This window comes from Microbulbifer variabilis (assembly GCF_052468405.1).
Genome location: NZ_CP174343.1, coordinates 4268327 through 4291748, shown reverse-complemented (window position 1 = coordinate 4291748; position 23422 = coordinate 4268327). Strand labels below are relative to the sequence as shown.

Here is a 23422-nt window from a genome sequence, read left to right as displayed (position 1 = left end):
TCAATGCAGAGAAATGAAAACTATAAAAACTATAATTTCAGGATGGTAAATACTGAGCGGGCATAATAATGCATTAAAACCCGCTCACCATTTTTTTAGTGGACAGCTACCGGTATCTGCTTCCGGGCAACTATCTGGGTATAGTTGACAAAAAACTCACCCTCCCCCTGTAGCATCGCACGATTCAGTCCTTCTACCTCTGACCGGAGTTTGGAGTCGTAAAAATACAGGCTACCATTTCGCACAGTATACCCTCTGGTATTTTCAGCCATCAGCCGATAGAAACTAGAAACCCGCTCAAGATAGATCTCTGCTCTTTTAAGGGAGAAACTACCCTTCTGATAATAATCGAGCACTTCAGAATTAATTCGGTTCCAGATGTTCTCCTTCTCTTGATCTGAGAACCGGTAGGCCTGCAGCTTAATATTAATATCACTCTGCAGATCTCTCAGGTATCTGTCTGCAGCACGGGCGGATTCCTTAAGCCCTCCGATGATCTTTTTACGCTTACGCAGCGATTCCTTTCTCTTGAAAGTTCTGGCATCTGACATTTCTGCGGAAGCCAGTTCGCCGAGAGGCCGAAAAATAGTGATATGTTGCAGATTGGTATTCCTGGTCAATTTCTCACAGATCTCCACAGCATACCGCCAGGATTCAAACGGTTTTCCGTCCAAAATTTTTTTTGGCAATGCTTCAATATCTGCATTCAGTACTTGCTGCTGCTCACGATAGAAATTCGGGTGTTTTTTCCAGTCATTTGCCTGCAAGCGAAATAAGCTCAGAATTCCCTGGTTAACACAGCTGGCCAGCAAGTGAGCTGTCTGCTCTTGCTGATGCCTCTTGATCTCACGGTAACGATCAAGGCCGTACAAACCTACTACAAAAACGACCACCAATAGGGTCAATAACAAATATATCTTTTTCACTTTTTATTTTTTTGGGGCGGCTGAATAAGTTTGACAGGTTCCTCACGTACTTCTTTCCTTTGTGTGGAACTGACTCTTGTTAGCAATTCCGTTGGCGCAGATTGCAAGCGGATTTCATCTTTAAACCCACAGGAAACACATTCCCGATAATTTTTACCCTCCTCCAGGTAATTTACAATCCGATCCATTTCACTGCAGCGCGGACAGACTGCACCTGCAATGAAACGTTTTTTCTGCGATTTCTTTTTCCCATCAGGCTTTTCTGTACTGATCATGACTACTGCTCAATCTTTCATGATATGGAGGCTTCTCAAGCCGGGCTGATGTTCAGTTCTTGCTGCTCGATACCAGAGTGGCGCAACAGTGCATCAATCTGGGGTTCTCGACCACGGAACTCAGTAAACAGTTCAAGTGCATCACGACTACCTCCCTGCTCTAGAATGCTATGCAAGAATCGCTTGCCAGTGGTTTCATCAAAAATGCCTTTCTCCTCAAACAGGGAAAAAGCATCAGCAGACAGCACCTCCGCCCACTTATAACTGTAATACCCTGCCGCATAGCCGCCGGCAAAAATATGGCTAAATGCATGCTGGAAACGATTTTGTGCCGACACAGGCACCACGGCAACTTCAGAGCGTACCTCAGTAAGCAGATGCTGGATCTTCTCGGCGGACAATTCCTCTTCACAGCAATGCAAGCGGAAGTCAAATAATGCAAATTCCAGCTGACGCACAGTAAACATGGCGGACTGGAAGTTCTTTGCCGCAAGCATCTTATCCAGCAGTTCCTTCGGCAGAGGATCACTGGTTTCAAAATGTGCAGAGAGCATGGTTATCGCCTGTGGTTGCCAACACCAGTTCTCCAGGAATTGGCTGGGCATCTCAACAGCATCCCAGGCAACACCATTAATCCCGGAAACAGCTGCCACATCAATTTTCGTGAGCATGTGGTGCAAACCATGACCAAACTCATGGAACAGCGTGGTCACCTCGTAATGTGTTAATAGAGAGGGCATATCACCAGCAGCTGGACTGAAATTACAAACGAGATATGCAATGGGCAACTGTATTCCTTGCTCAGTCTGGCGACGGGTTGCCACGGTATCCATCCAGGCGCCGCCACGCTTTTTCTCCCTGGCGAACGCGTCCAGGTAGAAGCCGGCAATACGTTCACCGCCCCTCAGTAGCCAGAAAAATTGCACATCGTCATGCCAGGTAGCAACTGAGGCATCCTCCTCGACAGTAATTCCAAAAAGCTTCTCAACGACCGCAAACAATCCATCGACGACTTTTGCGTAGGGGAAATAGGGGCGTAGTTCTTCCTGGCTGATGGCATAGCGTTTTTGCTTAAGCTTCTCCGCTACCCAGGCAATATCCCAGGGTTGTAATTCATCCAATTCGAATTCTATTTTGGCGAATTCACTGAGTTCCTTCATCTCCTGCTCAGCAGCCGGCCTTGCCCGCTTTGCCAAGTCGTTAAGAAATTCCAGTACACGCTCAGTATTTGGTGCCATTTTGCTGGCCAGGGATAGCTGGGAATAATTGTCCAAACCCAATAGTCGAGCCTGGTCCGCACGCAGAGCCAAAATGGATTCCATCACCTCGGAATTATCAAATTCACCAGCATTCGGACCAACTTCAGAAGCCCTACTGACAAAAGCCAAGTGCACCTGACGACGTAATTCGCGATTATCCGCATGGGTCATTACTGCCAGATAGCAGGGGCCCTCCAGTGTGACCAACCAACCGTTTTTACCTTTGCCCTGCGCGGCGCTGCTTGCAGCCGCTAACGCAGTCTGCGGCAAGCCCGCTAACTCTGCTTCATCTTCAGTGTGCCAGGTCCAGGCATTTGTGGCATCCAGCACGTTATTGGCAAACTGGCTGGAAAGCTCTGCCAAACGGCGACTGTTGGCTGCGAATTGTTCACGGGCACCCCCCTGTAACCCAACACCACTGAGCTCGAAATCCCGCAGGCCCAATTCCACCGACTTTTTACGAGCTTGTTGCCAACTATCGAATCCCTGAGCGGCAGCCAGCTCTTGGTAAACCTCATACAGCTCACGATTTTGACCCAGTTCGGTCCAATAAGCAGTCACTTGCGCTAGTGCAGCTTCATAGGGCGAGCGCCACTCACCACTCAATACACTGTTTAGGTGGCTCACCGGAGAGAAGGCGCGGTTCAGTTCGTCCTGGGCCTGCTCTAGGGGTACCAGCGTATTTTCCCAGCCCGGATTATCCAAGCCCTGCTGTAACTGTTGCTGACAATGGGCGATCAGCTCGGAGATTGCCGGCTCAACCTGTGTCGGCTGCAATTGGTCAAATGCCGGAAGTAGCGGGATATTCAGTAATGGATTGGACATACAGGACCCTGTGCTCGAAATAGGATACAGCTATGATAGAGGATTCATTGTACAGGAGCTTCTTTATGTCCCCACTGCGCAGCCACAACGACTCTGCCGGCGAGAAAGTCCCGCAAATCGGTAATGGTGTTTATATCGATCCACAGTCGGCTGTGATCGGCGATGTCACTCTAGGGGATGATTGCTCCGTATGGCCAATGGCCGTGGTACGCGGCGATATGCACCGTATTCAAATAGGTGCGCGGACCAGTGTACAGGATGGGGCTGTATTACATATCACTCATGCCGGCCCTTTCAATACTGACGGCTGGCCCCTGACGATTGGCGAAGATGTCACTATCGGACATAAGGCCTGCCTGCACGGCTGCACCATTGGCAATCGAGTGCTCATCGGTATCGGTGCCATTGTGTTGGATGGTGCAACGATTGAGGATGAAGTGGTACTAGCTGCAGGAGCCTTGGTGCCACCGGGCAAAACCCTGGAAAGTGGCTACCTCTATGTAGGTGCCCCTTGCAAGAAAGCTCGCCCTCTATCGGAAAAAGAAAGGGCTTTCTTCCGTTATTCTGCTGAGAACTATGTGAAGCTCAAAGAACAGTACCTGTTGCAGGAACAGTACTAAACACTCACTGATTTAAAGAGTGCCCATGCTCAACCTCAATACCGATCAACTGCACACTTTCGTGCGCGCGTGCGAAGAGAAATCCTTTTCTGCTGTCGCCAGGGGAATGGGCCGCGCACAGTCTTCAGTGAGTAGCTCCATTCAAAATCTGGAACTCGACCTGGGGCTAGTTCTGTTCGATCGCAGTGGAAAGTATCCCCAGCCCACTGCAGCAGCCCAGGCCCTGCTGCCTCTGGCCCGTCAGGCCCTGGGACAGCTGCATCGTTTCCAGCAGGCTGCGGACTCCTACCAATGCGGAGAGGAGCCACTGTTGCGAGTCCAGTTTGAAGAGCTGGTTATGCCTGACCGCCTCAACGACATGCTGGCGACATTCAGTAAGCATTTTCCCCACACTACATTGCAGTTGAGCAGCGCCGACGGCGAGCATGCTGTGGGCAGTGTGGCCCAAGGTACCGTAGACTTCGCCTTTGTAAATGCTCGGGAAAATTACCCTGATGCATTGGATTTCAGTACCCTCGGTCGACAGCCTGTGCTCTGTCTCGCCAGCCCTGATCACGCCCTGGCGCAAGAGAGTAGTGCCAGCCTCAGTGAGGCTGCCCAGTACCGGCAGATTATCACCGCATCAGTGACCAGCCAGCACCGCTGGCAACTCTCGGCTCAAATCTGGATCTGTGACTCCCTACTGCAAGCTCTGGATCTAGCTTGTAAAGGCGTCGGCTGGGTAAACGCTCCATATGAGCTGGCACGCCCCTTCCTAAAGAGCGGAAAATTAGTAGAGCTAAACTTAACCAGCGCGCTCAGTGCCTGGAGCCTGGATGTCGACCTGCTCTGGTCGGCCAGAACAGCCCAGGGCCAGGCTGGACTTTGGTTCGCACGCGAGGCTAGGCGCCTATACGGCAACTACTACAGCCCACCTATCGAAATTACCGATAGAAGCTAATTTCTTCCTAACGGAAACAACAATAAAACTTAGCTGCAGGGCCTATTGAGCCCAACTTTCTAGTATCGGCAACCAGGAGCCTACGATATGAATGAACAGCAGCGTCTAGAGGAAATGGACACTTTCTCCCGTAGATACCGCTACGACATGGACTACCTCAGGGAGTTTTTGCGAAGCTCTCCGCAGGGTTATGAAAAGTTCGCCAATTTCCAACCGCTATCCATGCATAGGGAATTCCTGCCACTGGATATATTCTGGGTCAGCAAACTGGCAGCCATGCAGGTGGCCGACTGCGGTGCCTGCCTGCAGCTCAATGTGCGTATGGCGCTGGAAGCGGAAATAGATCCGGCAGTGGTCAAAGCCTGTATCCAGGGCGGCAGCAACCTGCCTGAAGCGCTAAAAGATATTTATGACTTCTCCACCGCACTGGCGAGTTACAAGAATATCGATCCGGTGCTGGATGAGCGCATCGGTGTCCAGCTCGATAAGAAACAGCGGATTGAGCTGGGCGTGAGCGTGGCAACTGCTTCAGTCTATCCAACCATCAAACGCGCCATGGGCCACACCCAAAGTTGCAGTCTTATCGAGATCGAATTCGAAGCCTGAATACATTGCCGGCCATGTCTGCCGGCAATTTTTTTACTTGCCCTGGAGTCGCAGTAAGCCGGAAGCAGCTATACCGCCAATGGCACAAGCCAGGATTATAACTAACGGAGTCAGTTGCCCCAGCATAAAGGCGCCGTAGTCGTAACCGCGCTGGGGCAGCAGGTAGAGCAACATTAAGCCAGCTGGCACCAATGAGAGCAGTGCGCCACGCAAAAGCCAGGTATTTCGCCAGGGTAACAGGAACAACAGCCCACAAAGGCCACCCCAAACAATACGCTGGTATAAATAGGCGTTGCTTAGCCGAGGAGCCAGATCCACTCCCAGCCACTGAGTAAAACCGTATTGCCCCATAGCCCAAAGGCCAAGCGCATAACAAAGCCCGCCAAAACAACCAACAGCAAAACACACGGATAATTTGCGTACCAACTCACGCACAGCCAGTTCCTCTAATTATTGTTGTTATTCAATTCCCGGCGCAGCCTGGCCATCACGGGGGTCACCAGTGGGCGTACACCACGCCATAAGAAAAATGATTCCGCTGCCTGCCCCACCAACATACCTAACCCATCTGCAGCCTCGATACCCAAACCATGAGCCCAATGCACAAAAGGAGTGGCTCCGGTGGCATACACCATGTCGTAGGCTTTGCCCCCCTGAGCGAACAGGTGATCCGGCAATGGCGGCAGCTCATTGTCCAGGCTGGCGGAGCTGGCATTGATCACCAGGTCAAAACTACCACACAACCCCTGCAAACCACCTCCGCTGAGGGCGCCATAATGGGAGAATTCATCTGCCAATTGTTCAGCCCGGTCTGCGGTGCGATTAGCCACATGCAAATGAGCCGGCTGCTCTGCCAGCAGTGGTAAAAGGGCTCCGCGCGCAGCACCGCCAGCGCCCAGCAGCAGAACTCGCTTGTCACGAATTGGCCATCCCAGGTTGTCACGGATATCGGCCACCAAGCCGGCACCGTCGGTATTGTCACCCAGTAGCCGCCCATCTCGTCGAAGTATCAGAGTATTCACTGCTCCGGCAGCGGCAGCGCGCTCGGTGAGTTCATCCGCTAACTCGCATGCCTTCAGTTTAAATGGCACCGTAACATTCAAACCACGGCCACCCTCCGCAAAGAAAGTACGCACGCTATGGGCGAATCCATCCAGAGGTGCAAGCAATTTGTTATAGGTAAGATCCTGGCCGGTTTGCTCGGCAAAAGCGATGTGAATTTCTGGGGAGAGGGAATGGGCAATAGGATTGCCCACAACTCCATAGCGATCACTCATGAAGGTGACCTCTTGCGCGCCCTTGCCGCTTCCCGAATTTTGGCGCTTTCATCGACAATAATCAGACCGTCTATCTTAAGCCCCGATTCTGTCTCGGTGAGCAAATAGCGGGTTTGGGAGCTGTAAAGCTCAACTGCTTTTTCTTCTCCCTTGGGGTGTAGCAATGTCCAGCGCACACTGGCCAGGCTACTGAATTCATTCAACTCGATAACCTCTGTTACTGTGCCAAGGATCTGACAAACCTCTAAACGACGATAGGCGTTTAGTAGCTTGCTTACTTGCTTTACAAAAGCCTCGCGATCAATTGCCGATTTACTGCCGTCCTCATGGTAGTAATGTAGGGGAAAACGGTAAAAGTCGGCAATCTGCTCAGCATCCCCTGTTTCAAAGTGGCGTCGGTAGTCAAGAAACAGTGAATTGATGCCTTCCAGTCGCGATTGATGCACGGCATACCTCCGTTGTGACAAATTCCCTGGCTATAGCCAGTCCCGATGTGGCAGAAAATCTGTATAGAGTTTTTCCTCTGCTGAGCCCGGCTCGGGGTGCCAGTCGTACTTCCAACTGACCAATGATGGCAGGGACATCAGGATCGACTCGGTACGCCCACCGCTTTGTAAACCAAACAAAGTGCCGCGATCGAACACCAGATTGAACTCCACATAACGGCCACGACGGTACAGTTGAAATTCACGTTCGCGCTCGCCAAAATCAGTGTCTTTTCGCTTTTGTACTATGGGCAGATAAGCATCCAAGTAGCTGTCGCCCACGGCACGGGTAAAGGCAAAAGCATTGTCGAATCCCCCCTCGTTAAAATCGTCAAAAAACAGGCCACCCACTCCGCGAGCCTCATCGCGATGCTTCAGGTAAAAATACTTGTCACACCATTGCTTGAAGCGTGGGTAGGTATCCTCGCCAAACGGGGCACATGCCTGCTTGGCTGTGCTGTGCCAGTGCACAACATCCTCTTCAAAACCGTAGTAAGGGGTAAGGTCATATCCCCCTCCGAACCACCATATTGGTTCGGCACCGGGCTTTTTAGCGACAAATAGACGTACATTGGCATGGCTGGTGGGCACATACGGGTTACGAGGGTGAATTACTAGGGAGACACCCATGGCCTCAAATGAACAACCGGCCAGTTCAGGACGGCTCGCTGTAGCAGAGGGCGGCAGGCCATCGCCGTAGACGTGGGAAAAATTCACACCGCCCTTCTCTATCAGGTTGCCCTCTTCCAGCACTCGGGTTCTCCCGCCGCCACCGCCAGGTCTCTCCCAGGCATCCTCATGAAATTTCCGCCCATCCTCGGCGCCCAGGGCATCGCAGATGCGATCCTGCAGATTCAGCAGGTAGGCTTTTACTTCCTTGGTATCTATATCATTCATGGGGAACACTGCTTTTGCTTATCAGAAATCAACCACCCGCGCGCATCAATTTTCCGCTGAGCAGATCGCGGATTTCACTTGGTGAATTGCGGCCGCCGGTGGAGCCTCCACCGACAAAGTCGAGCGCATCGCCGAAATATCGCAACACCTGGTACTTATAGCGAGCGGGCTGACATCCCGCCGGGTTGGCAGAAGTGGATACAATAGCACCGCCAAAAGCGCGTGTTAACGCTGCGGTGAATGAGTGGTCAGTGCAACGCAAGGCCACTGACGGATGGGCGCCACAGACCCAGTAGGGGATGCGGTCCAAATGGGGAACCAACCAGGTAACCGGACCAGGCCAGGTTGCATGCAATTGCTGGCGCTGCTCATCACTGAGGGGGTCGAGTAATTCGCTAAAACTCGCCTCCTCTCCGGAAACCAGGATCAGGCCCTTCTCCAGTGGACGGTTCTTCAATTGCAACAAACGCCGAACCGCCTGTAAATTATTTGGGTCACAGGCGAGCCCCCACACAGATTCGGTAGGGTGGGCAATAACACCGCCCGCCGCCAGGGCGCGGGCGGCCTGCTTTACAGCGAGCGGTGAATACAACATAGCGACGAATTACTTGGTTTTGCGCTGCTGCAGGTCTTTTTGCAGCTGCTCATCCTTGGCAATAATCGCTTCGGCATTGGCACGACGTTCATCTACCAGCTTCTGGTGCATTTCAGCATCAGAAGAACCGATAATCTGTGCAGCCAGATAGGCTGCGTTCTTGGCACCAGCCTTGCCAATCGCCACAGTTGCCACCGGGATGCCACCAGGCATTTGTACGGTGGATAACAGGGCATCCAGGCCATCCAAGGAAGCGTTAATCGGCACACCTATCACCGGCTTCAGGGTGGTGGCAGACACTGCACCAGCCAAGTGCGCAGCCATACCCGCGGCACAGATAAAGGCTGCACAGCCGCGCTTGTCGGCATCGGTAACGTAATTATGTGTGGCTTCCGGGGTGCGGTGGGCGGAAGTGACTTTTACCTCAAAAGGAATATCGAACTTTTCCAACACACCAAAGGCGGCTTCCATGACTGGCAGATCGGAGTCGGAACCCATCAGGATTGCTACAAAAGGCTTGCTCATTTCAACTCTCTTTACTGTCGAAGCGGGGGAAGCGCGGCAATCTAGCCGATTGTGCAGTTGGGCACAAGGTGTTGCCGCTACCAACAACTCCTTCTGGTTAATATTTGAACATCCTTGTTTTGCCGAGATGAGCCTCTTCCAGTTTTACCTGGTTAGAGCCACGCCTGACTCACGGGTTCCACCACCATGGGCGTGTGGTTTCTGGATGTCTGACCCTTCCAATCGAAGATACTGGCTTTATATCTCTTATTCCGAGAGTATCCAGTTTTTTCCTGTAACGCTCTTGATCCCCATCAGTTACCGAAAGGGTCAGCGCTTGCCTGAAACTCTTCCGATAGCCACCATCACCAACCTTGAAGCGGGCCATCCCCAGGAGAAAATGAAAACGGTGATCGGCTCTTTCCAGAGAGATCGCGTCCTTGGCCCGCTTGAGTGCCAATTCAAAGTGCTCTTGTTTATAGGCAGCCAAGGCCATGCCATACCAGTAGTAGGGATTTTGTTCTCGGTACCCCTGTAGCCGCTCAGAGAGAATATTCGCCAAATCAAAATCACTGCGGTTTCTGAGTGCTCTCTCCAAATTACTCAGGGCAATCAAATTAGTATTATCCAGTCCAAGAGATACCCCGTAGGCATCGACAGCTTGGTCTGAATACCCCGCAGAGCGATAGATTGCACCCAAATTATTCCAAAGGTCTGACGCATCGGGAGACAAGGATAAGGCTTTGCGTAAGTAAAGAAATGCCCGATTTATATCTCGCTTAGAAAGAAAATCCATCGCCAGATTACTATAAAATCTGGCAAATGCTTCATCATCTCCAAGTGTTTTTTGGCGATAGGCTGGAGTGTAATCAACAAAGTTGAAATCCAAGACACGGTGCTCATTTCCAACATCGGCAATGACATTGATGTGTTGGTAAACAAAAGTATGCTGACCTTCAAAATACCGAGTTTCTGGTATAAACACCTCATTAAATTTTATGTCTATATCCAGTTCTCGAGCCATAGCAACCATAAAGGCACTAAACGCCATACAGTTACCCCGCTGCTCTTCAAATACTTTAGAAGCTTCTAGGGTGGCATCAGCATCATAATAAATTGAGAAATTGTTACCTTGTAAACTTCCAACCAGGGTATTAAGGCGATCACTATCGGTTACACCATCGACCGACCCCAAAAGCAACCGCATCTCATCATTCACTGCCAAAATATCTATATCGGGAAGATCGGTATCTGATACCGGGTGCCCCAAAAGAACAGCACCTGAGAGTAAATTTTCTTTTGTGAAGTTTTGTGGTGGCAAAGAATCGGTGATCGAGGGCTGCACTGCACATGCAGCCAAGCCCAGCATCATTATTAGAAGGATAATTATTCTTATAAATTGTATTTTCATAGTTTTGTTCTTCTACGTATTTTCAAAATACATAAAACATGAAATACATTTTTATCATAAAAGTCAGGATAATTTATTGTTAATATCAGATTAATTACATTTACTCACCACGGCTGGACCAACCTGCGGCAGAAAAAAACCATGACTATTTGTACAGTCCAGCACCCACCCAACGTATTCATTGCAAGTGTTCAATTTCGCACTTTACCTGTTGAATAAATGGCTACACTGCATCGGCAAGCAACTTCATTTTAAGTTAGATCTTTCTCAGCCAACCTACAGCAAGCAGAACCGCGGGCAGTTAGCTGATAACCACTGGGTAATTCTTCTAAAAGCCCCTCCAGTTCCAACTGTAACAACAACCCCATCAACTCCCCCGAACCTTCCCCACTATCCATAGCCAGTTGCTCAATACTGCGGGGGCCGCCAGCGAGGGCATCCACAATAATCTGTTGGCACCCCTCTAATACTTCACGGTTTTTTTCCGCTGAAACAGGCTCTGACAGTAGCCCCCCCAACTGGGAGGCGATGTCGCCACTGGTCTCAACCAAAGTCGCGCCCTGCCTGATCAGGTGGTGGCAGCCTTGAGCCATCGGATTGTGAATCGAGCCAGGAATGGCAAACACTTCTCGGTTTTGCTCCAGTGCCAAGCGCGCCGTAATTAGGGAGCCGGAACGCAACGCAGCTTCAACTAATAACACCCCCATAGAAAGCCCACTAATAATACGGTTACGGCGAGGGAAGTTTTTGGCCTCGGCACTACTACCCAAAGGCAGCTCACTGAGAATCGTTCCGCCCCTTTCGAGAATATCCCCTGCCAGCCTCTGGTTATGACGAGGGTAGATTCGGTCCACACCGCTTCCCAACACTGCAATAGTTGCCCCCCCTCCATACAGGGCTCCGAGATGCGCCGCCGCATCTACCCCCAGGGCAAGTCCAGAGGTGATTGCGAAACCGGCAGTGGCGAGCTCTGCGGCAAACGCGCGAGCATTATCCAAGCCGGCGCTGGTAGCGCGGCGGGCACCCACAATAGCAATCTGTGGCAAGCAAAGGTTTTCTGTCCTGCCGCGAAGATAAAGTACCGGAGGTGGTCGGGAAGTTTCACTTAATAGAACTGGATAATCAGTATCCCCATAACACATTAAATGAATCCCATTCTCTACGCAGCGAGCACGCTCTTCTTCAACCCAACTGATTAGGGCACTCTGGGCCTGCAATCGGGTGAACTCATACCATTGGGATCGGGCTCGTGCTGGGAGTTTAGATAACAGGGTATTGGGGAGTTGCTGCAAGGCTTGAAGCGGGCAACCGAAGTGCTCGAGCAATTGCCAATATCGGGCGGGGCCTATGCCCTCTAGGCGTAGTAGGGCCATGCTTGCGGTTAACGCATCCATGCCGTTTACTCTGTTTTTTGGTTGAGCGGCGGTCCAAACAGCAAGATCCGCCGCAGAGAATAGGGCTACGTTAAGGGTTGCGCACCAGATCCATCACAGCCAGGGGGCGCTCTGCCTCAAGCACCAGGGCGAGACTCATCTTTTCAAAGGTGCGAAATACCATCATCTCACCAGCGCGTTCATCAGGCAATTTCACACTGTCACCGACAATACGATCGCGAACAACGGAGCCGCGCTTGTAAACAGCCATAACATTACCCGGCTCTATGCCATCGCGGTCTCCCAGATTGAGGATAACCACATCGAACTTACCGATCTGGGTAACTCCTTCATCCACTCCGACAATCAATCCATCTATGGGAAGAGCTGGAGCACTGGGATGAAATAATGCTTCGATTGAGCGTTCCTCTACCGGCATCAAGCGATCTTCCAGGCGAATCTCGCGAGCCGTATTGGCCACTCCCAAAGTGGCTACTGAGAATCCAGGCAGGCTATCCGGGTCCAACTGCAGCAGGTCAACTTCCCCGATACCCAACGCTTGGCGACCAAGGGTTTCATTACTGACAGGATCGGCATAAACCGGTCCGGGACGGTATAGACCATAAGAGGCCAAGGGGGCCTCGAAGTCACCGCGTGCATAAATGGTATCTCCAGCGCCCATCAGGATATGGTTATCGGAACCGGACACCACATAGGGCGTACCTTCAAAAGCGTTGGGTTCAACGATACGGGTACGCGAGAGAAAAGCATTTATTGCATCAAGAGGAATCGCAGGGATAGCATTTTCTACCGCTTCACGGCGGATCTGGGGCGTCAGGCGACTGCCATCCACTCCTGGTGACAGCTGGTAAGCCCGTGGACCGCGCTGGAGCTGTAACTGAGGCTGTCCATCCACATAGACCAGGCGCAAGCTGTCGCCGGGGTAAATTAAGTGCGGGTTTTCCACTTGAGGATTCACCTGCCAGATCTCGGGCCAATACCATGGCTGTACCAGAAACTCACTGGAGATATCCCACAGGGTATCGCCCTTCTGCACTACATAAGCATCGGGATGACTGGGGTTCAGGCGTACCTGATCCTGGGCTTCAGTGCCCAGGGCAACCGCCAGCATCGAAACAGCGGCCAGGATTATTTTTTTCATGGAAGCATTCCTATGCTCTTTATCGCTATAATTCTCAGCGCCGGGCTACTCTCTGGTGGAAAGTAGCCGGACCCGGGCGCAAAGCGCCAGCGAAAATCAGGGGTCCACTCGGTAAATATTGAGCGCGATCATAATGTTATCAGCGCACGTTCAACGAATACTAGAAGTTTGTCACAGGTGTTATGGCTAAACTCGAGATACTGGAATTTCCCGATCCTCGTCTACGCGAGGTCGCAAAACCGGTCGCTGAAGTGACCGATGCACATCGCCAGTTGCTGGACGACATGTTTGAAACCATGTATGCCGCACCCGGCATCGGCCTCGCCGCTATCCAGGTCAATGTGCAGGAGCGCATTGTGGTGGTGGATATATCCGAGGATGGAAGCGAGCCACTCGGCTTTATCAACCCGGAAATCGAAGTACTGGAAGAGGAAATCCACCAGTACGATGAGGGTTGTCTATCCGTGCCAGGCTTCTACGAGACCGTGGAGCGCCCGCGTAAAGTGCGGATCAAGGCCCTGGATCGCAATGGTGAACCCTTTGCCATTGAAGCAGAGGGACTATTGGCAGTATGTATCCAGCATGAAGTCGACCATCTGGATGGCAAACTGTTCGTGGATTACATCTCCCCACTCAAGCGCAACCGCATTCGCTCCAAGCTGGAAAAATCCCAGCGCCGACGCGCCTGATAAAGAAGGCTGGCCGCCGGCATATCCGGCGCCAGCTATTTCCTCCGATTTGAGAATCAGCCAGTGAATATCATTTTTGCCGGCACGCCGGACTTTGCCGCCGTGCATCTGCAAGCGCTACTAGATAGTGAGCACAATGTCATTGCCGTATACACCCAACCGGACAGGCCGGCGGGTCGGGGCAAGAAGCTGCTGTCCAGCCCGGTCAAGCAATTAGCCCTTTCCTACGATATTCCAGTGTACCAACCACCGAACCTGCGCGACAAAGATGCCCAGGCCGAACTTGCATCTTTACGCGCAGATATAATGGTGGTGGTGGCCTATGGCCTGATTCTTCCCCAGGCGGTTCTGGATACCCCCCGTTTGGGCTGTGTCAATGTACACGCTTCTCTATTGCCACGTTGGCGCGGTGCCGCGCCCATACAGCGCGCGGTAGAAGCTGGGGACCTCAAGAGTGGCGTGGCCATTATGCAAATGGAGGCTGGCCTTGATACAGGGCCGGTTATAGTGGAACGCCATTGTGCCATTGAACAGGATGAGACTGGCGGAAGTCTGCACGACAAGTTGGCAGAGCTCGGCGGTCCTGCCCTGATTGAAGCCCTGACAAAAATGGCTTCCGGCACAGCCAAGCCAGAAATCCAGGATGAAAACCAGGCCAACTATGCTAATAAAATTTCCAAGGAAGAGGCACGTCTAGATTGGCGGCGATCCGCAGAGGAGCTGCAACGACAGATCCGCGCCTTTAACCCCTTCCCGGTTTCCTGGACTACCTACCTCGATAAAAAAGGCGAGCAGCGGTTACGTATTTACAGTGCCGCACTAGAGCGCGGCTGTCACGATCAGGTACCCGGCACTATCCTCGCCAGCGATGATGAAGGTATCCTGGTTGCCTGTGGCCGCGAGGCCCTGCGCCTACAACTCCTGCAACTGCCTGGCAAAAAGGCTCTGCCGGCAGCAGAAATCCTGAAAGGCTATCGAGAGCAGTTCGCCCCAGGCACGCTGCTGGGTGAAACAATACGATGAGTAGAGATGTACGCGCCGAAGCCGCTCGAATTATCGCCGCCCTACTGGAAGAGCAGGGTTCGCTGGCACGCCTGTTACCAAAGGCCGAAGACAAGGTAGAGGAGCGCGACCGCGCACTCCTACGCGAACTCTGTTACGGCAGCGCCCGCTATGCACCGCGACTGCAATTAATCGCGGCCAAGCTGCTGCGCAGGAAGCCCGGAGACACCCTGGTCAGCGCTTTGATTCTGTTGGGCCTATATCAACTGGAATACACTCGTATTCCCGATCATGCGGCTATTTCAGCTACGGTAAACGCCGCGCGCAGTCTGGGCTTGGATCGAGCTACCGGGGTGATTAACGGCGTATTGCGCAATGCACTACGCAACAGCGAACAACTACAGCGCAAACTATCCGGCAACCCCCAATTCAGCTCCATACACCCTGCATGGCTACAACAACGTATCAAAGCCGCTTGGCCAGATCGGGCATCAGGAATTTTCCGTGCCAACAACGCCAACCCTCCTATGACCCTGAGGGTAAATACGTGCAAAATTTCCCGTGCGGATTATTTGCAGCAGCTTGCTGAAACCGGCCTATCCGCAGAACCCTGCCCGGTATCACCAGTTGGTATCACCCTGGTTGAGCCGGTATCGGTGGGCGCTTTGCCGGGCTTCACAGAAGGGCTGGTTAGCGTGCAGGATGAATCTGCTCAATTGGCGGCGCTACTGCTCAATCCTCTACCTGGCGAGAAGGTGCTTGACGCCTGTGCGGCACCGGGCGGCAAAAGTTGCCACCTGCTGGAACAACAGCCCACTATTGAGCTAAGCGCACTGGATATCGAGGAAAATCGCCTTGATCGTGTGCGGGAGAACCTCGACCGCTGTGGACTGAGTGCGCAGTTAATCTGTGCTGATGCGAGCGCACCAGAGGCCTGGTGGGATGGGCAGCAATTTGATCGTATCCTGCTCGACGCCCCCTGCTCCGCCACTGGTGTGATCCGCCGCAACCCAGATATCAAATTATTACGACGCGATGAAGATATTGCCGAACTGGCTCGGCTGCAGGGTGAGATATTACGCTCCAGCTGGGGTCTGCTGAAACCCGGTGGCAGCCTGGTTTATGCTACCTGCTCAGTACTACCAACGGAAAATAGTGAAGTTGTCGCGGCTTTCATTGCGGAGACTGTAGATGCGAGCGACAATACTCCTGAACTGCTAAACGGCAAGTCCTGGGGAGAAAAGCAGCCTGTGGGGATACAGCTTCTGCCCCAGAACAGTGGCGGCGACGGTTTCTACTACGCTCTGCTGAGCAAAGCCGAATAACAGCGGCGCGGGCCGCGAGTCTCATCCGATATGAAAATTGTCATTCTCGGCGCCGGCCAGGTGGGCGGCTCACTGGCGGAGGCCCTGGCCTCAGAACGCAACGATATTGTCCTGGTGGACAGCGACGAGAAAACCTTGCGCGAGCTTCGTGATCGTATCGATATCGGCGTGGTTATCGGCCACGCCTCTCATCCTGACGTACTGATGGATGCAGGTATTGAAGATGCCGATATCCTGGTGGCGGTGACCAACAACGATGAAACCAATATGGCGGCCTGCCAGATTGCACACTCACTGTTTCGCGTACCCACTAAAATTGCACGGGTTCGCGCCTCTTCCTACCTGCGTCACCCAGAGCTGTTCGATAACCAGGCCATTCCTATTGATGTCCTGATTAGTCCGGAGCAACTGGTATCAGAATATATTGCACGCTTGATGGAACACCCCGGCGCACTGCAGGTGCTGGACTTCGCCGATGGCCGAGTACAGCTTGTTACGGTATTAGCGGTACAGGGCGGCCCTCTGGTGGGGCACCAATTGCGCTACCTGCGCGAACATATGCCGAAGGTGGATACCCGGGTGGCGGCCATCTACCGCCGCAACCGTCCCATAATTCCTCAGGGTGACACAGTTATCGAAGCCGGTGACGAAGTATTCTTTATCGCTGCGCGCGCTGATATTCGTGCAGTAATGAGCGAATTGCGCCGTCTGGAGCACGGCTACAAACGCGTAGTCATTGCCGGTGGCGGCAATATCGGCCTGCGTCTCGCCACCAAGCTGGAAAACCGCTATTCAGTCAAGATTATTGAGCAGAGCCACGAGCGCTGTATCTTCCTGTCCGAAGAGCTTTCCCACACCATTATTTTGCACGGTAGTGCCTCTGACCAGGAACTGTTGCTGGAGGAAAATATCGAGGATACGGATGTGTTCCTCGCCCTCACCAATGATGACGAAGCTAACATCATGTCATCACTACTGGCTAAACGGCTCGGCGCGCGCAAGGTAATGACCCTCATCAATAACCGTGCTTATGTCGACCTGGTACAAGGTGGTGAGATCGATATTGCTATTTCACCACAGCAAAATACGATCGGTAGCCTGCTTACCCATGTGCGTCGTGGTGACATGGTTAATGTCCACTCCCTGCGCCGCGGTGCAGCTGAAGCCATTGAGGTTGTCGCCCATGGTGATGAACGCACCTCTAAGGTGGTTGGTAAAAAAATCGAGGACATCGACCTTCCCGATGGCGCTTCTATCGGAGCCATTGTGCGTGAGACAGAAAATGGCAGTGAAGTTTTGATGGCCCATGATGATGTGATTGTGCAAAGTGACGATCATGTAATTGTGTTTCTGGTAGATCGCCGCCAGACACGCCATGTGGAACAACTGTTCCAGGTGGGTTTCGGCTTTTTCTAAAGCCAGAATTCGATTTATAACTCCGGCGATCACTACTCCTTTCGTCCAAATAAAGAAACTACAGATAACAGGCTAATAGGCGCCAATGCGAATAGCGGTAATTGCGCGAGTTTTTGGAATTCTACTGACGGTGTTCAGCCTGACACTGCTGCCGCCTATCGTGGTGTCCCTATGGTATAGCGACGACACCCACAGTGCCTTTATTGCCGCTTTTGCTATTACCCTGATTACCGGTCTGTTTATGTGGCTACCTGTGCATGACCTGCGCCAGGATCTACGTACACGGGATGGCTTTGTGGTGACTTCGCTATTTTGGCTGATCCTTGGTAGTTTTGGTTCCCTGCCCTTCATTATCAGCCCACAGCCAGACCTGAGTATTACCGATTCGATTTTCGAATCGATTTCCGGACTGACAACCACTGGTGCCACGGTAATTACCGGCCTGGACACTCTGCCTCCAGCAATCCTTTACTACCGCCAGCAATTGCAGTGGTTTGGTGGCATCGGCGTAATTGTTATTGCGCTGGCTATCCTGCCCATGCTCGGTATTGGTGGCATGCAGTTATACAAAGCGGAAATTCCCGGACCGGTGAAAGACACCAAATTAACACCGCGTATCGCCGAAACGGCGCGAGCGTTGATCGTGATTTATGTAATCCTCACTATCCTGTGTGGTATCGGTTACTGGTGGGCCGGCATGACCGTTTTCGACGCCGTTGGCCATGCCTTTTCAACCGTAGCCAACGGCGGCTTTTCCACCCATGATGCCAGTATGGGCTTTTACGCCCACAACCGCGCGATCATGGTGATCTGTATCATTTTCATGTTTACCGCAGCGATCAACTTCGGCTTGCACTTTTACGCCTTTCGTAACAAAACCATTAAGCACTACTGGCGCGACTCCGAATTTCGCTTTTACGTGATGCTTATTTTGGGCGCCGGCTTGCTGATCAGTTGCTACCTGTGGATATTGAATATTTTCTCGCCCGGAAACAGCCTGCTACACGGCTTTTTCCAGGTGGTCTCAATCAGTACTACTGCGGGTTTTGCCTCTGAAAACTTCTCAGCCTGGCCGGTATTTCTTCCCTATGCGTTGCTACTCCTAGGGATTCTCGGCGCCTGTGCCGGCTCCACCTCTGGTGGTATCAAGGCCGTGCGCGGCATGTTGATCATGAAATCCGGCATGCGCGAGCTAAACCGCCTGGTACATGCCAATGCGGTGATCCCCATTAAGATCAACCGCAAAATCGTACCCGACCGCGTAACCGATGCCGTGTGGGGTTTCTTTGCCGTCTATGTGCTGTCGTTTTTTATTCTCTCAATTATTGTGATCGCCACCGGCGAGGATTTTGTTACCTCAGTGACCACCGTAGCCTCCTGCCTCAGTAATATCGGACCCGCGCTCGGGGATGCGGCCTCCCATTATGGCTCCGTCAATGAGGTGGCGAAGTGGTTCCTGATCCTCGCCATGTTGATGGGCCGCCTGGAAATTTTCACCTTGCTGGTACTACTGACTCCGGCTTTCTGGCGCCATTAAAACTGCCCCGTCTCCTTGGACGCTTGACGCATAGCAATATTTTTTAGTTTCTGCCAAAGTTATCTTCTACAGGAAGTAACGAATAAGAACATGGCTGTATGAGCAGAAACACCAGTGAGTTGCTCGGTCAGTTAAAAATTGACCGGGATGCGGCTCAAGAAATACCTTCATCACCGCGGAAAACCCTTTTGGCGGCCTCTATTGGCACCATTGCCGGCCTGGTAATAGGATTTGCCGCTGGTAACTTACTGACGGAAGAGCAGCCCCCTGAGTCACCAGTGCAAGCTCGACCAGAAAACTCCACTGCATCAGCACCTAAACACAATTCCCCCGCAAGGATGGAAACCGTCCTCAATGCGTCCGGCTACATTACAGCACGGCGCATGGCCACAGTATCTGCAGAAGTGATGGGCCTGATCAGCAGTGTGGATGTCGAGGAGGGAATGCAAGTCAGTGAGGGCCAGGTGCTGGCACGTCTCGATGATGTAAAAGCACGGGTCAGCTTGGATTTTGCCTTAGCCCAGATAGAGGTGCTGCAAGCCCAGGAAGCCAGTATCAGCGCCAAACTAAAAGAAGCCGAACGACAGTATCAGCGCTTTGCGGGACTGCGCGATAAGAACTATTCGAGCAAAGCGCAGCTTACCCAGAGCCAGGCAAGTGCGGAGGGCCTCAGGGCCGACTTAAGAAGTGCCCGAGCCAACATTGAGGTCGCTAAACTCGAAGCCGAACGTCAGCGCGAACGGCTGGAAGATCACACTATTCGCGCCCCCTTCACCGGGATCGTCACACAAAAAAATGCGCAGCCTGGTGAAATTGTCGCCCCCAGCTCTGCTGGCGGTGGCTTCACCCGCACAGGCATCTGTACCATCGTGGACATGAACTCACTGGAGATCGAAGTAGACGTTAATGAAGCATTTATCGGCCGCGTATCTACTGGACAGCGGGTAAATGCCAATCTGGACGCCTACCCGGAATGGAATATTCCAGCAACAGTAATTGCCATTATTCCAACCGCCGATCGCGCCAAGGCCACTGTGCGGGTACGTATTGGTATTGATGACAAAGACCCTCGTATCCTGCCGGATATGGGTGTCAAAGTTGGGTTCCTGGCCGGGGAGGAATTGGCTATCTAGCGGCACAGGCGACATCACCATTCATTTTATAATAAGAGGGATTTTTAGATGTCAGAAGATGTGTTGTTTCAATTAAAGAACGTCAGTAAAAATTTTGTCAAAGGCAAAGAGAAAATTTCTATCTTTGACGACCTCAACATGACCATAGATCGGGGGGATTTTGTCGCTATCATGGGGCCATCCGGCTCAGGTAAAACCACTCTGCTAAACATGTTAGGCGGTGTTGATCAACCCAGTGGTGGCGAGGTCTGGTTTGACGGTACACGTATTGATTCTCTTAGCGAAGGTGCCCTGACTCGCTGGAGAGCGGAAAATATTGGTTTTATTTTCCAGTTCTACAATTTAATGCCAATGCTGAATGCGCAGCGCAATGTGGAGCTGCCACTAATGCTGACCAAGCTATCTAAAGCGCAACGACGTAAAAATGTGGAAACAGCACTCGCTCTTGTGGGGTTGAGCGATCGCGCCAAACACATGTCTAGCGAGATGTCCGGTGGTCAACAGCAACGAGTGGCCATCGCCCGCGCAATTGTCTCCGATCCCAAACTGATATTGTGTGACGAACCCACAGGAGATCTGGACCGTGCTACTGCCGATGAAATCCTGGAAATGTTGCAGTTGCTAAATCGCGACCATGGAAAAACTATCGTCATGGTCACCCACGACCCCGCTGCAGCCAAATACGCCAAACGCACCCTGCATCTCGATAAAGGGCAATTTGTGCAGAGGGAAATAGTGGCATGAACGAATTTTATTTAATTTATAAAAACATGACGAGAAAGCCTCTACGGCTTTTCCTCACATGTTTTGCCATATTTATTGCCTTTCTGATTTTTGGCGCGGTTACCAGTTTAAAAACCGCACTAAATTCCAGTGTGGAACTTTCTGCAGACAATCGTTTAGTGGTTTTTAATCGTATAAATTTTACCAAGTCACTACCCATTGCGTACTACCAAAAAGTTGCCGCAGTAGAGGGGGTAAAGGACGTTACCCATCTTAATTGGTTTGGCGGCTATTACCAGGAACCGGCAAGACAAGTAGTCTCTATGGCAGTGGAACCAGAATCTTACCTAAGGGTTTACAAGGAAGTTGTTGTTCCCGAAGACCAAAAGAGGGCCTGGTTCAACAATCGTCAGGGCGTTTTAGTCGGTGAAAAACTCGCGCAAATTTATGGTTGGAAAATTGGTGATCAGATTCCAATTTCCTCCAATATTTTCACCCATAAAGACGGTGGCTACACCTGGGAGTTTGTAGTATCCGGAATTTTTAAAGGGGATACTGAACAATACGATACACGTCAGATGCTTTTCCACTATAAGTATTTTATGGAAACCCAAACATTTGGTGGTGACTGGATCGGCTGGATGGCCCTTACCACTGAAGATTCTTCCCTCAATGAAAAAGTGGCGAAAACTATTGATGATACTTTTGCCAACTCTCAAAATGAAACGGATACCAGCACTGAAAAGGCCTTTAATAAGGCTTTTATTGAACAAATCGGAAATATTGGACTGATCATTTTCTCAGTTGTATTTACCGCTTTCTTCACCATTCTGGTTGTGGTCGGCAACACCATGGCACTGGCTATTCGCGAACGCACCGGGGAGATTGCTGTGTTGAAAACTTTAGGTTTTTCCAGTAGCAGAATTTTCCGTATGGTGCTTTCGGAATCCATGCTGGTCGCGCTGGTCGGTGGACTCTCGGGTCTTGCCGCAGCCTGGTTGCTGGTCGAGGGTGTTAAAACTTTCCTTGCCAGGTTTCTACCCAACCTGATTCTGGACGGAAATATCGCCCTGCAAGCGCTGGTATTTATGCTTTTACTAGGGTTAATTACCGGGTTACTGCCAGCATTTAATGCTCTGCGCCTAAACATCGTCACGGCATTTAACCGTCAACAATAAATCAGCTGATACTCGGCTTCGCTGTCTTTTCTTTTTTACGAATCGCAGCAAAACTCCTATATGGAGGGAAAATAATGGGTTCTCTTATTGCACAAATAGTCTCAGTGACCCTCATGAATCTTGGCAGCCTGCGCCGGCGCCTGTGGATGTCTTTAGCCATGGTACTGGCCTCGGCAGTTGTAGTAGCCATATTGCTGGCATTTCTCGCCATGGCCAAAGGCTTTGAGGAGACCATGCGCGGAGCTGGCTCAAGCCAGATCGCTATCCTTATGCGGGAGGGCTCATCAACCGAGCTCAATTCAGTAATCTTGCAGGATCAGGTCAATCTTATCGGGGAATCAGCTGGAGTAGCCCGCGATGCCAATGGTCCACTGGTTTCACCAGAGCTCTATGTGATTGTCGATGGTATTAAGAAATCCAGTGGTACCGAGGCGAATATTCCTTTGCGCGGACTCAACAAGACCGGCATGGATATGCGCACGAATATGCAATTGGTAGAGGGACGCATGTTTACTCCTGGAACCAACGAGATGGTTGTGGGAGCAGGCGTGCTGCGGGAGTTCAATGGCTTCGAAATAGGAAAGGAAGTACGTTTTGGCAAGAACCTGTGGAAAGTCGTTGGTGTTTTTTCCACAGGAGGTAATATTTTTGAGAGCGAACTCTGGGCGGACATAAAAACTATTCAGAGCCACTACAATCGCGGAAATAGCTACCAGTCAATCCGAACAAAGCTGCAAAATGACAGCGACATAAAGCCATTGCAGGATAGTATTGAGCGAGAGCCTCGCTTAAATCTGGAAGTGCAGACAGAGCAGGAGTACTTTGCCAGCCAGGGCAAACAACTGCAGTACATAGCCACTTTCGGTTGGATTATCAGCGCGGTAATGGCTCTCGGTGCCCTCGCCGGGGCCCTTAATACCATGTATACATCTGTTGCAGATCGCGCAAAGGAAATTGCCACACTACGCGCTTTGGGTTTTAGCAACTTTTCAGCTTTTTGCGGCACCATCGCCGAGGCCATGGTACTGGCAGTAACGGGTGGACTTCTGGGCTCACTAGCTGCATTTGTCTTCTTCGATGGGCTGAATACCTCAACCTTGGGTGGTAGCTTCACTCAAGTGGTATTCAGCTTTGAGATGTCGCCGGACCTGTTCCTGCAGGGCGCTATACTGGCTCTGGCGATCGGCTTTGTCAGCGGCTTTTTCCCTGCTTGGCGCGCAGCGCGTATGCCAGTGATAGTGGCATTTCGTCACGCTGCCTGAAA

General features: G+C 51.7%; 24 protein-coding genes. 12 read left to right on the top strand and 12 right to left on the bottom strand.

Features of this window, described 5'->3' with window-relative positions; translation table 11 throughout:
• Positions 1 to 95: 95 nt before the first annotated feature.
• Genes ACJJJB_RS19410 through ACJJJB_RS19400 form a run of 3 tightly spaced genes read right to left on the bottom strand, consistent with a single transcriptional unit; the run spans position 96 to position 3285 of the window.
• The gene (locus tag ACJJJB_RS19410; RefSeq protein ID WP_445365343.1) at positions 96 to 926 is read right to left on the bottom strand and encodes a hypothetical protein; all 831 of its coding nucleotides are present in this window, start codon (positions 924 to 926) and stop codon (positions 96 to 98) included.
• Positions 923 to 1201, bottom strand: a complete 279-nt coding sequence (locus ACJJJB_RS19405) for a YheV family putative zinc ribbon protein (protein ID WP_445365342.1) — start codon at positions 1199 to 1201, stop codon at positions 923 to 925. The genes ACJJJB_RS19410 and ACJJJB_RS19405 overlap by 4 nt, the downstream gene beginning before the upstream one ends.
• Before the next feature lie 35 nt (positions 1202 to 1236).
• Complete coding sequence (locus ACJJJB_RS19400; protein ID WP_445365341.1) at positions 1237 to 3285, bottom strand: M3 family metallopeptidase; 2049 nt, start codon at positions 3283 to 3285, stop codon at positions 1237 to 1239.
• Between the two features lie 65 nt (positions 3286 to 3350).
• Here ACJJJB_RS19400 and ACJJJB_RS19395 point away from each other — a divergent pair, with 65 nt between their 5' ends.
• The 3 genes from ACJJJB_RS19395 (at position 3351) to ACJJJB_RS19385 (ending at position 5451) form a co-directional block, all read left to right on the top strand.
• Entirely contained in the window at positions 3351 to 3905 is a 555-nt protein-coding gene (locus ACJJJB_RS19395) for a gamma carbonic anhydrase family protein (protein ID WP_020413842.1), read from the top strand.
• Positions 3906 to 3930: 25 nt separating this feature from the next.
• Positions 3931 to 4845 carry a LysR family transcriptional regulator gene (locus ACJJJB_RS19390; protein ID WP_020413843.1) on the top strand — a complete coding sequence of 305 codons (915 nt, stop codon included), beginning with the start codon at positions 3931 to 3933 and terminating at the stop codon, positions 4843 to 4845.
• Between the two features lie 87 nt (positions 4846 to 4932).
• On the top strand, positions 4933 to 5451 hold the full coding sequence (locus ACJJJB_RS19385; RefSeq protein ID WP_020413844.1) for a hypothetical protein: 519 nt from the start codon (positions 4933 to 4935) through the stop codon (positions 5449 to 5451).
• A 33-nt stretch (positions 5452 to 5484) separates the two neighbouring features.
• Here ACJJJB_RS19385 and ACJJJB_RS19380 read toward each other — a convergent pair whose 3' ends face one another.
• From ACJJJB_RS19380 to ACJJJB_RS19340, 9 genes are all read right to left on the bottom strand, one after another.
• Positions 5485 to 5886, bottom strand: a complete 402-nt coding sequence (locus ACJJJB_RS19380; protein ID WP_020413845.1) for a hypothetical protein — start codon at positions 5884 to 5886, stop codon at positions 5485 to 5487.
• Between the two features lie 11 nt (positions 5887 to 5897).
• Entirely contained in the window at positions 5898 to 6728 is an 831-nt protein-coding gene (gene aroE, locus ACJJJB_RS19375; protein WP_445365340.1) for a shikimate dehydrogenase, read from the bottom strand.
• Positions 6725 to 7174: a DUF6841 family protein gene (locus ACJJJB_RS19370; RefSeq protein ID WP_445365339.1), complete on the bottom strand. Its 450-nt coding sequence runs from the start codon at positions 7172 to 7174 to the stop codon at positions 6725 to 6727. The genes aroE and ACJJJB_RS19370 overlap by 4 nt, the downstream gene beginning before the upstream one ends.
• 30 nt (positions 7175 to 7204) lie before the next feature.
• Positions 7205 to 8110 carry an oxygen-dependent coproporphyrinogen oxidase gene (gene hemF / locus ACJJJB_RS19365; RefSeq protein WP_020413848.1) on the bottom strand — a complete coding sequence of 302 codons (906 nt, stop codon included), beginning with the start codon at positions 8108 to 8110 and terminating at the stop codon, positions 7205 to 7207.
• Positions 8111 to 8138: 28 nt separating this feature from the next.
• Positions 8139 to 8705, bottom strand: coding sequence for an L-threonylcarbamoyladenylate synthase type 1 TsaC (gene tsaC, locus ACJJJB_RS19360; RefSeq protein ID WP_445365338.1), 567 nt, complete (start codon positions 8703 to 8705; stop codon positions 8139 to 8141).
• A 9-nt stretch (positions 8706 to 8714) separates the two neighbouring features.
• Complete coding sequence (gene purE / locus ACJJJB_RS19355) at positions 8715 to 9230, bottom strand: 5-(carboxyamino)imidazole ribonucleotide mutase (RefSeq protein WP_020413850.1); 516 nt, start codon at positions 9228 to 9230, stop codon at positions 8715 to 8717.
• Positions 9231 to 9399: 169 nt separating this feature from the next.
• Positions 9400 to 10620, bottom strand: a complete 1221-nt coding sequence (locus ACJJJB_RS19350) for a tetratricopeptide repeat protein (protein WP_445365337.1) — start codon at positions 10618 to 10620, stop codon at positions 9400 to 9402.
• 251 nt (positions 10621 to 10871) lie between these two features.
• Positions 10872 to 12014: a DNA-processing protein DprA gene (gene dprA / locus ACJJJB_RS19345; RefSeq protein ID WP_445365336.1), complete on the bottom strand. Its 1143-nt coding sequence runs from the start codon at positions 12012 to 12014 to the stop codon at positions 10872 to 10874.
• 70 nt (positions 12015 to 12084) lie between these two features.
• Positions 12085 to 13155, bottom strand: a complete 1071-nt coding sequence (locus ACJJJB_RS19340) for a LysM peptidoglycan-binding domain-containing protein (protein WP_020413853.1) — start codon at positions 13153 to 13155, stop codon at positions 12085 to 12087.
• A gap of 182 nt (positions 13156 to 13337) precedes the next feature.
• Here ACJJJB_RS19340 and def point away from each other — a divergent pair, with 182 nt between their 5' ends.
• From def to ACJJJB_RS19295, 9 genes are all read left to right on the top strand, one after another.
• Positions 13338 to 13844: a peptide deformylase gene (gene def, locus ACJJJB_RS19335; protein WP_020413854.1), complete on the top strand. Its 507-nt coding sequence runs from the start codon at positions 13338 to 13340 to the stop codon at positions 13842 to 13844.
• Positions 13845 to 13907: 63 nt separating this feature from the next.
• On the top strand, positions 13908 to 14867 hold the full coding sequence (gene fmt, locus ACJJJB_RS19330; protein ID WP_445365335.1) for a methionyl-tRNA formyltransferase: 960 nt from the start codon (positions 13908 to 13910) through the stop codon (positions 14865 to 14867).
• Positions 14864 to 16171: a 16S rRNA (cytosine(967)-C(5))-methyltransferase RsmB gene (rsmB, locus tag ACJJJB_RS19325; protein ID WP_020413856.1), complete on the top strand. Its 1308-nt coding sequence runs from the start codon at positions 14864 to 14866 to the stop codon at positions 16169 to 16171. The genes fmt and rsmB overlap by 4 nt, the downstream gene beginning before the upstream one ends.
• Positions 16172 to 16201: 30 nt before the next feature.
• Positions 16202 to 17587 (top strand): Trk system potassium transporter TrkA, encoded by a 1386-nt coding sequence (trkA, locus tag ACJJJB_RS19320; protein ID WP_020413857.1) that lies wholly within the window; start codon positions 16202 to 16204, stop codon positions 17585 to 17587.
• A gap of 85 nt (positions 17588 to 17672) precedes the next feature.
• Complete coding sequence (locus ACJJJB_RS19315) at positions 17673 to 19124, top strand: TrkH family potassium uptake protein (protein WP_020413858.1); 1452 nt, start codon at positions 17673 to 17675, stop codon at positions 19122 to 19124.
• Between the two features lie 98 nt (positions 19125 to 19222).
• Entirely contained in the window at positions 19223 to 20257 is a 1035-nt protein-coding gene (locus tag ACJJJB_RS19310; protein WP_445365334.1) for an efflux RND transporter periplasmic adaptor subunit, read from the top strand.
• Positions 20258 to 20305: 48 nt separating this feature from the next.
• Entirely contained in the window at positions 20306 to 21001 is a 696-nt protein-coding gene (locus tag ACJJJB_RS19305; RefSeq protein ID WP_020413860.1) for an ABC transporter ATP-binding protein, read from the top strand.
• Positions 20998 to 22158 carry an ABC transporter permease gene (locus tag ACJJJB_RS19300; protein WP_444945903.1) on the top strand — a complete coding sequence of 387 codons (1161 nt, stop codon included), beginning with the start codon at positions 20998 to 21000 and terminating at the stop codon, positions 22156 to 22158. The genes ACJJJB_RS19305 and ACJJJB_RS19300 overlap by 4 nt, the downstream gene beginning before the upstream one ends.
• A gap of 74 nt (positions 22159 to 22232) precedes the next feature.
• Positions 22233 to 23420, top strand: a complete 1188-nt coding sequence (locus ACJJJB_RS19295; protein WP_020413862.1) for an ABC transporter permease — start codon at positions 22233 to 22235, stop codon at positions 23418 to 23420.
• The last annotated feature ends 2 nt before the right edge of the window (positions 23421 to 23422 follow it).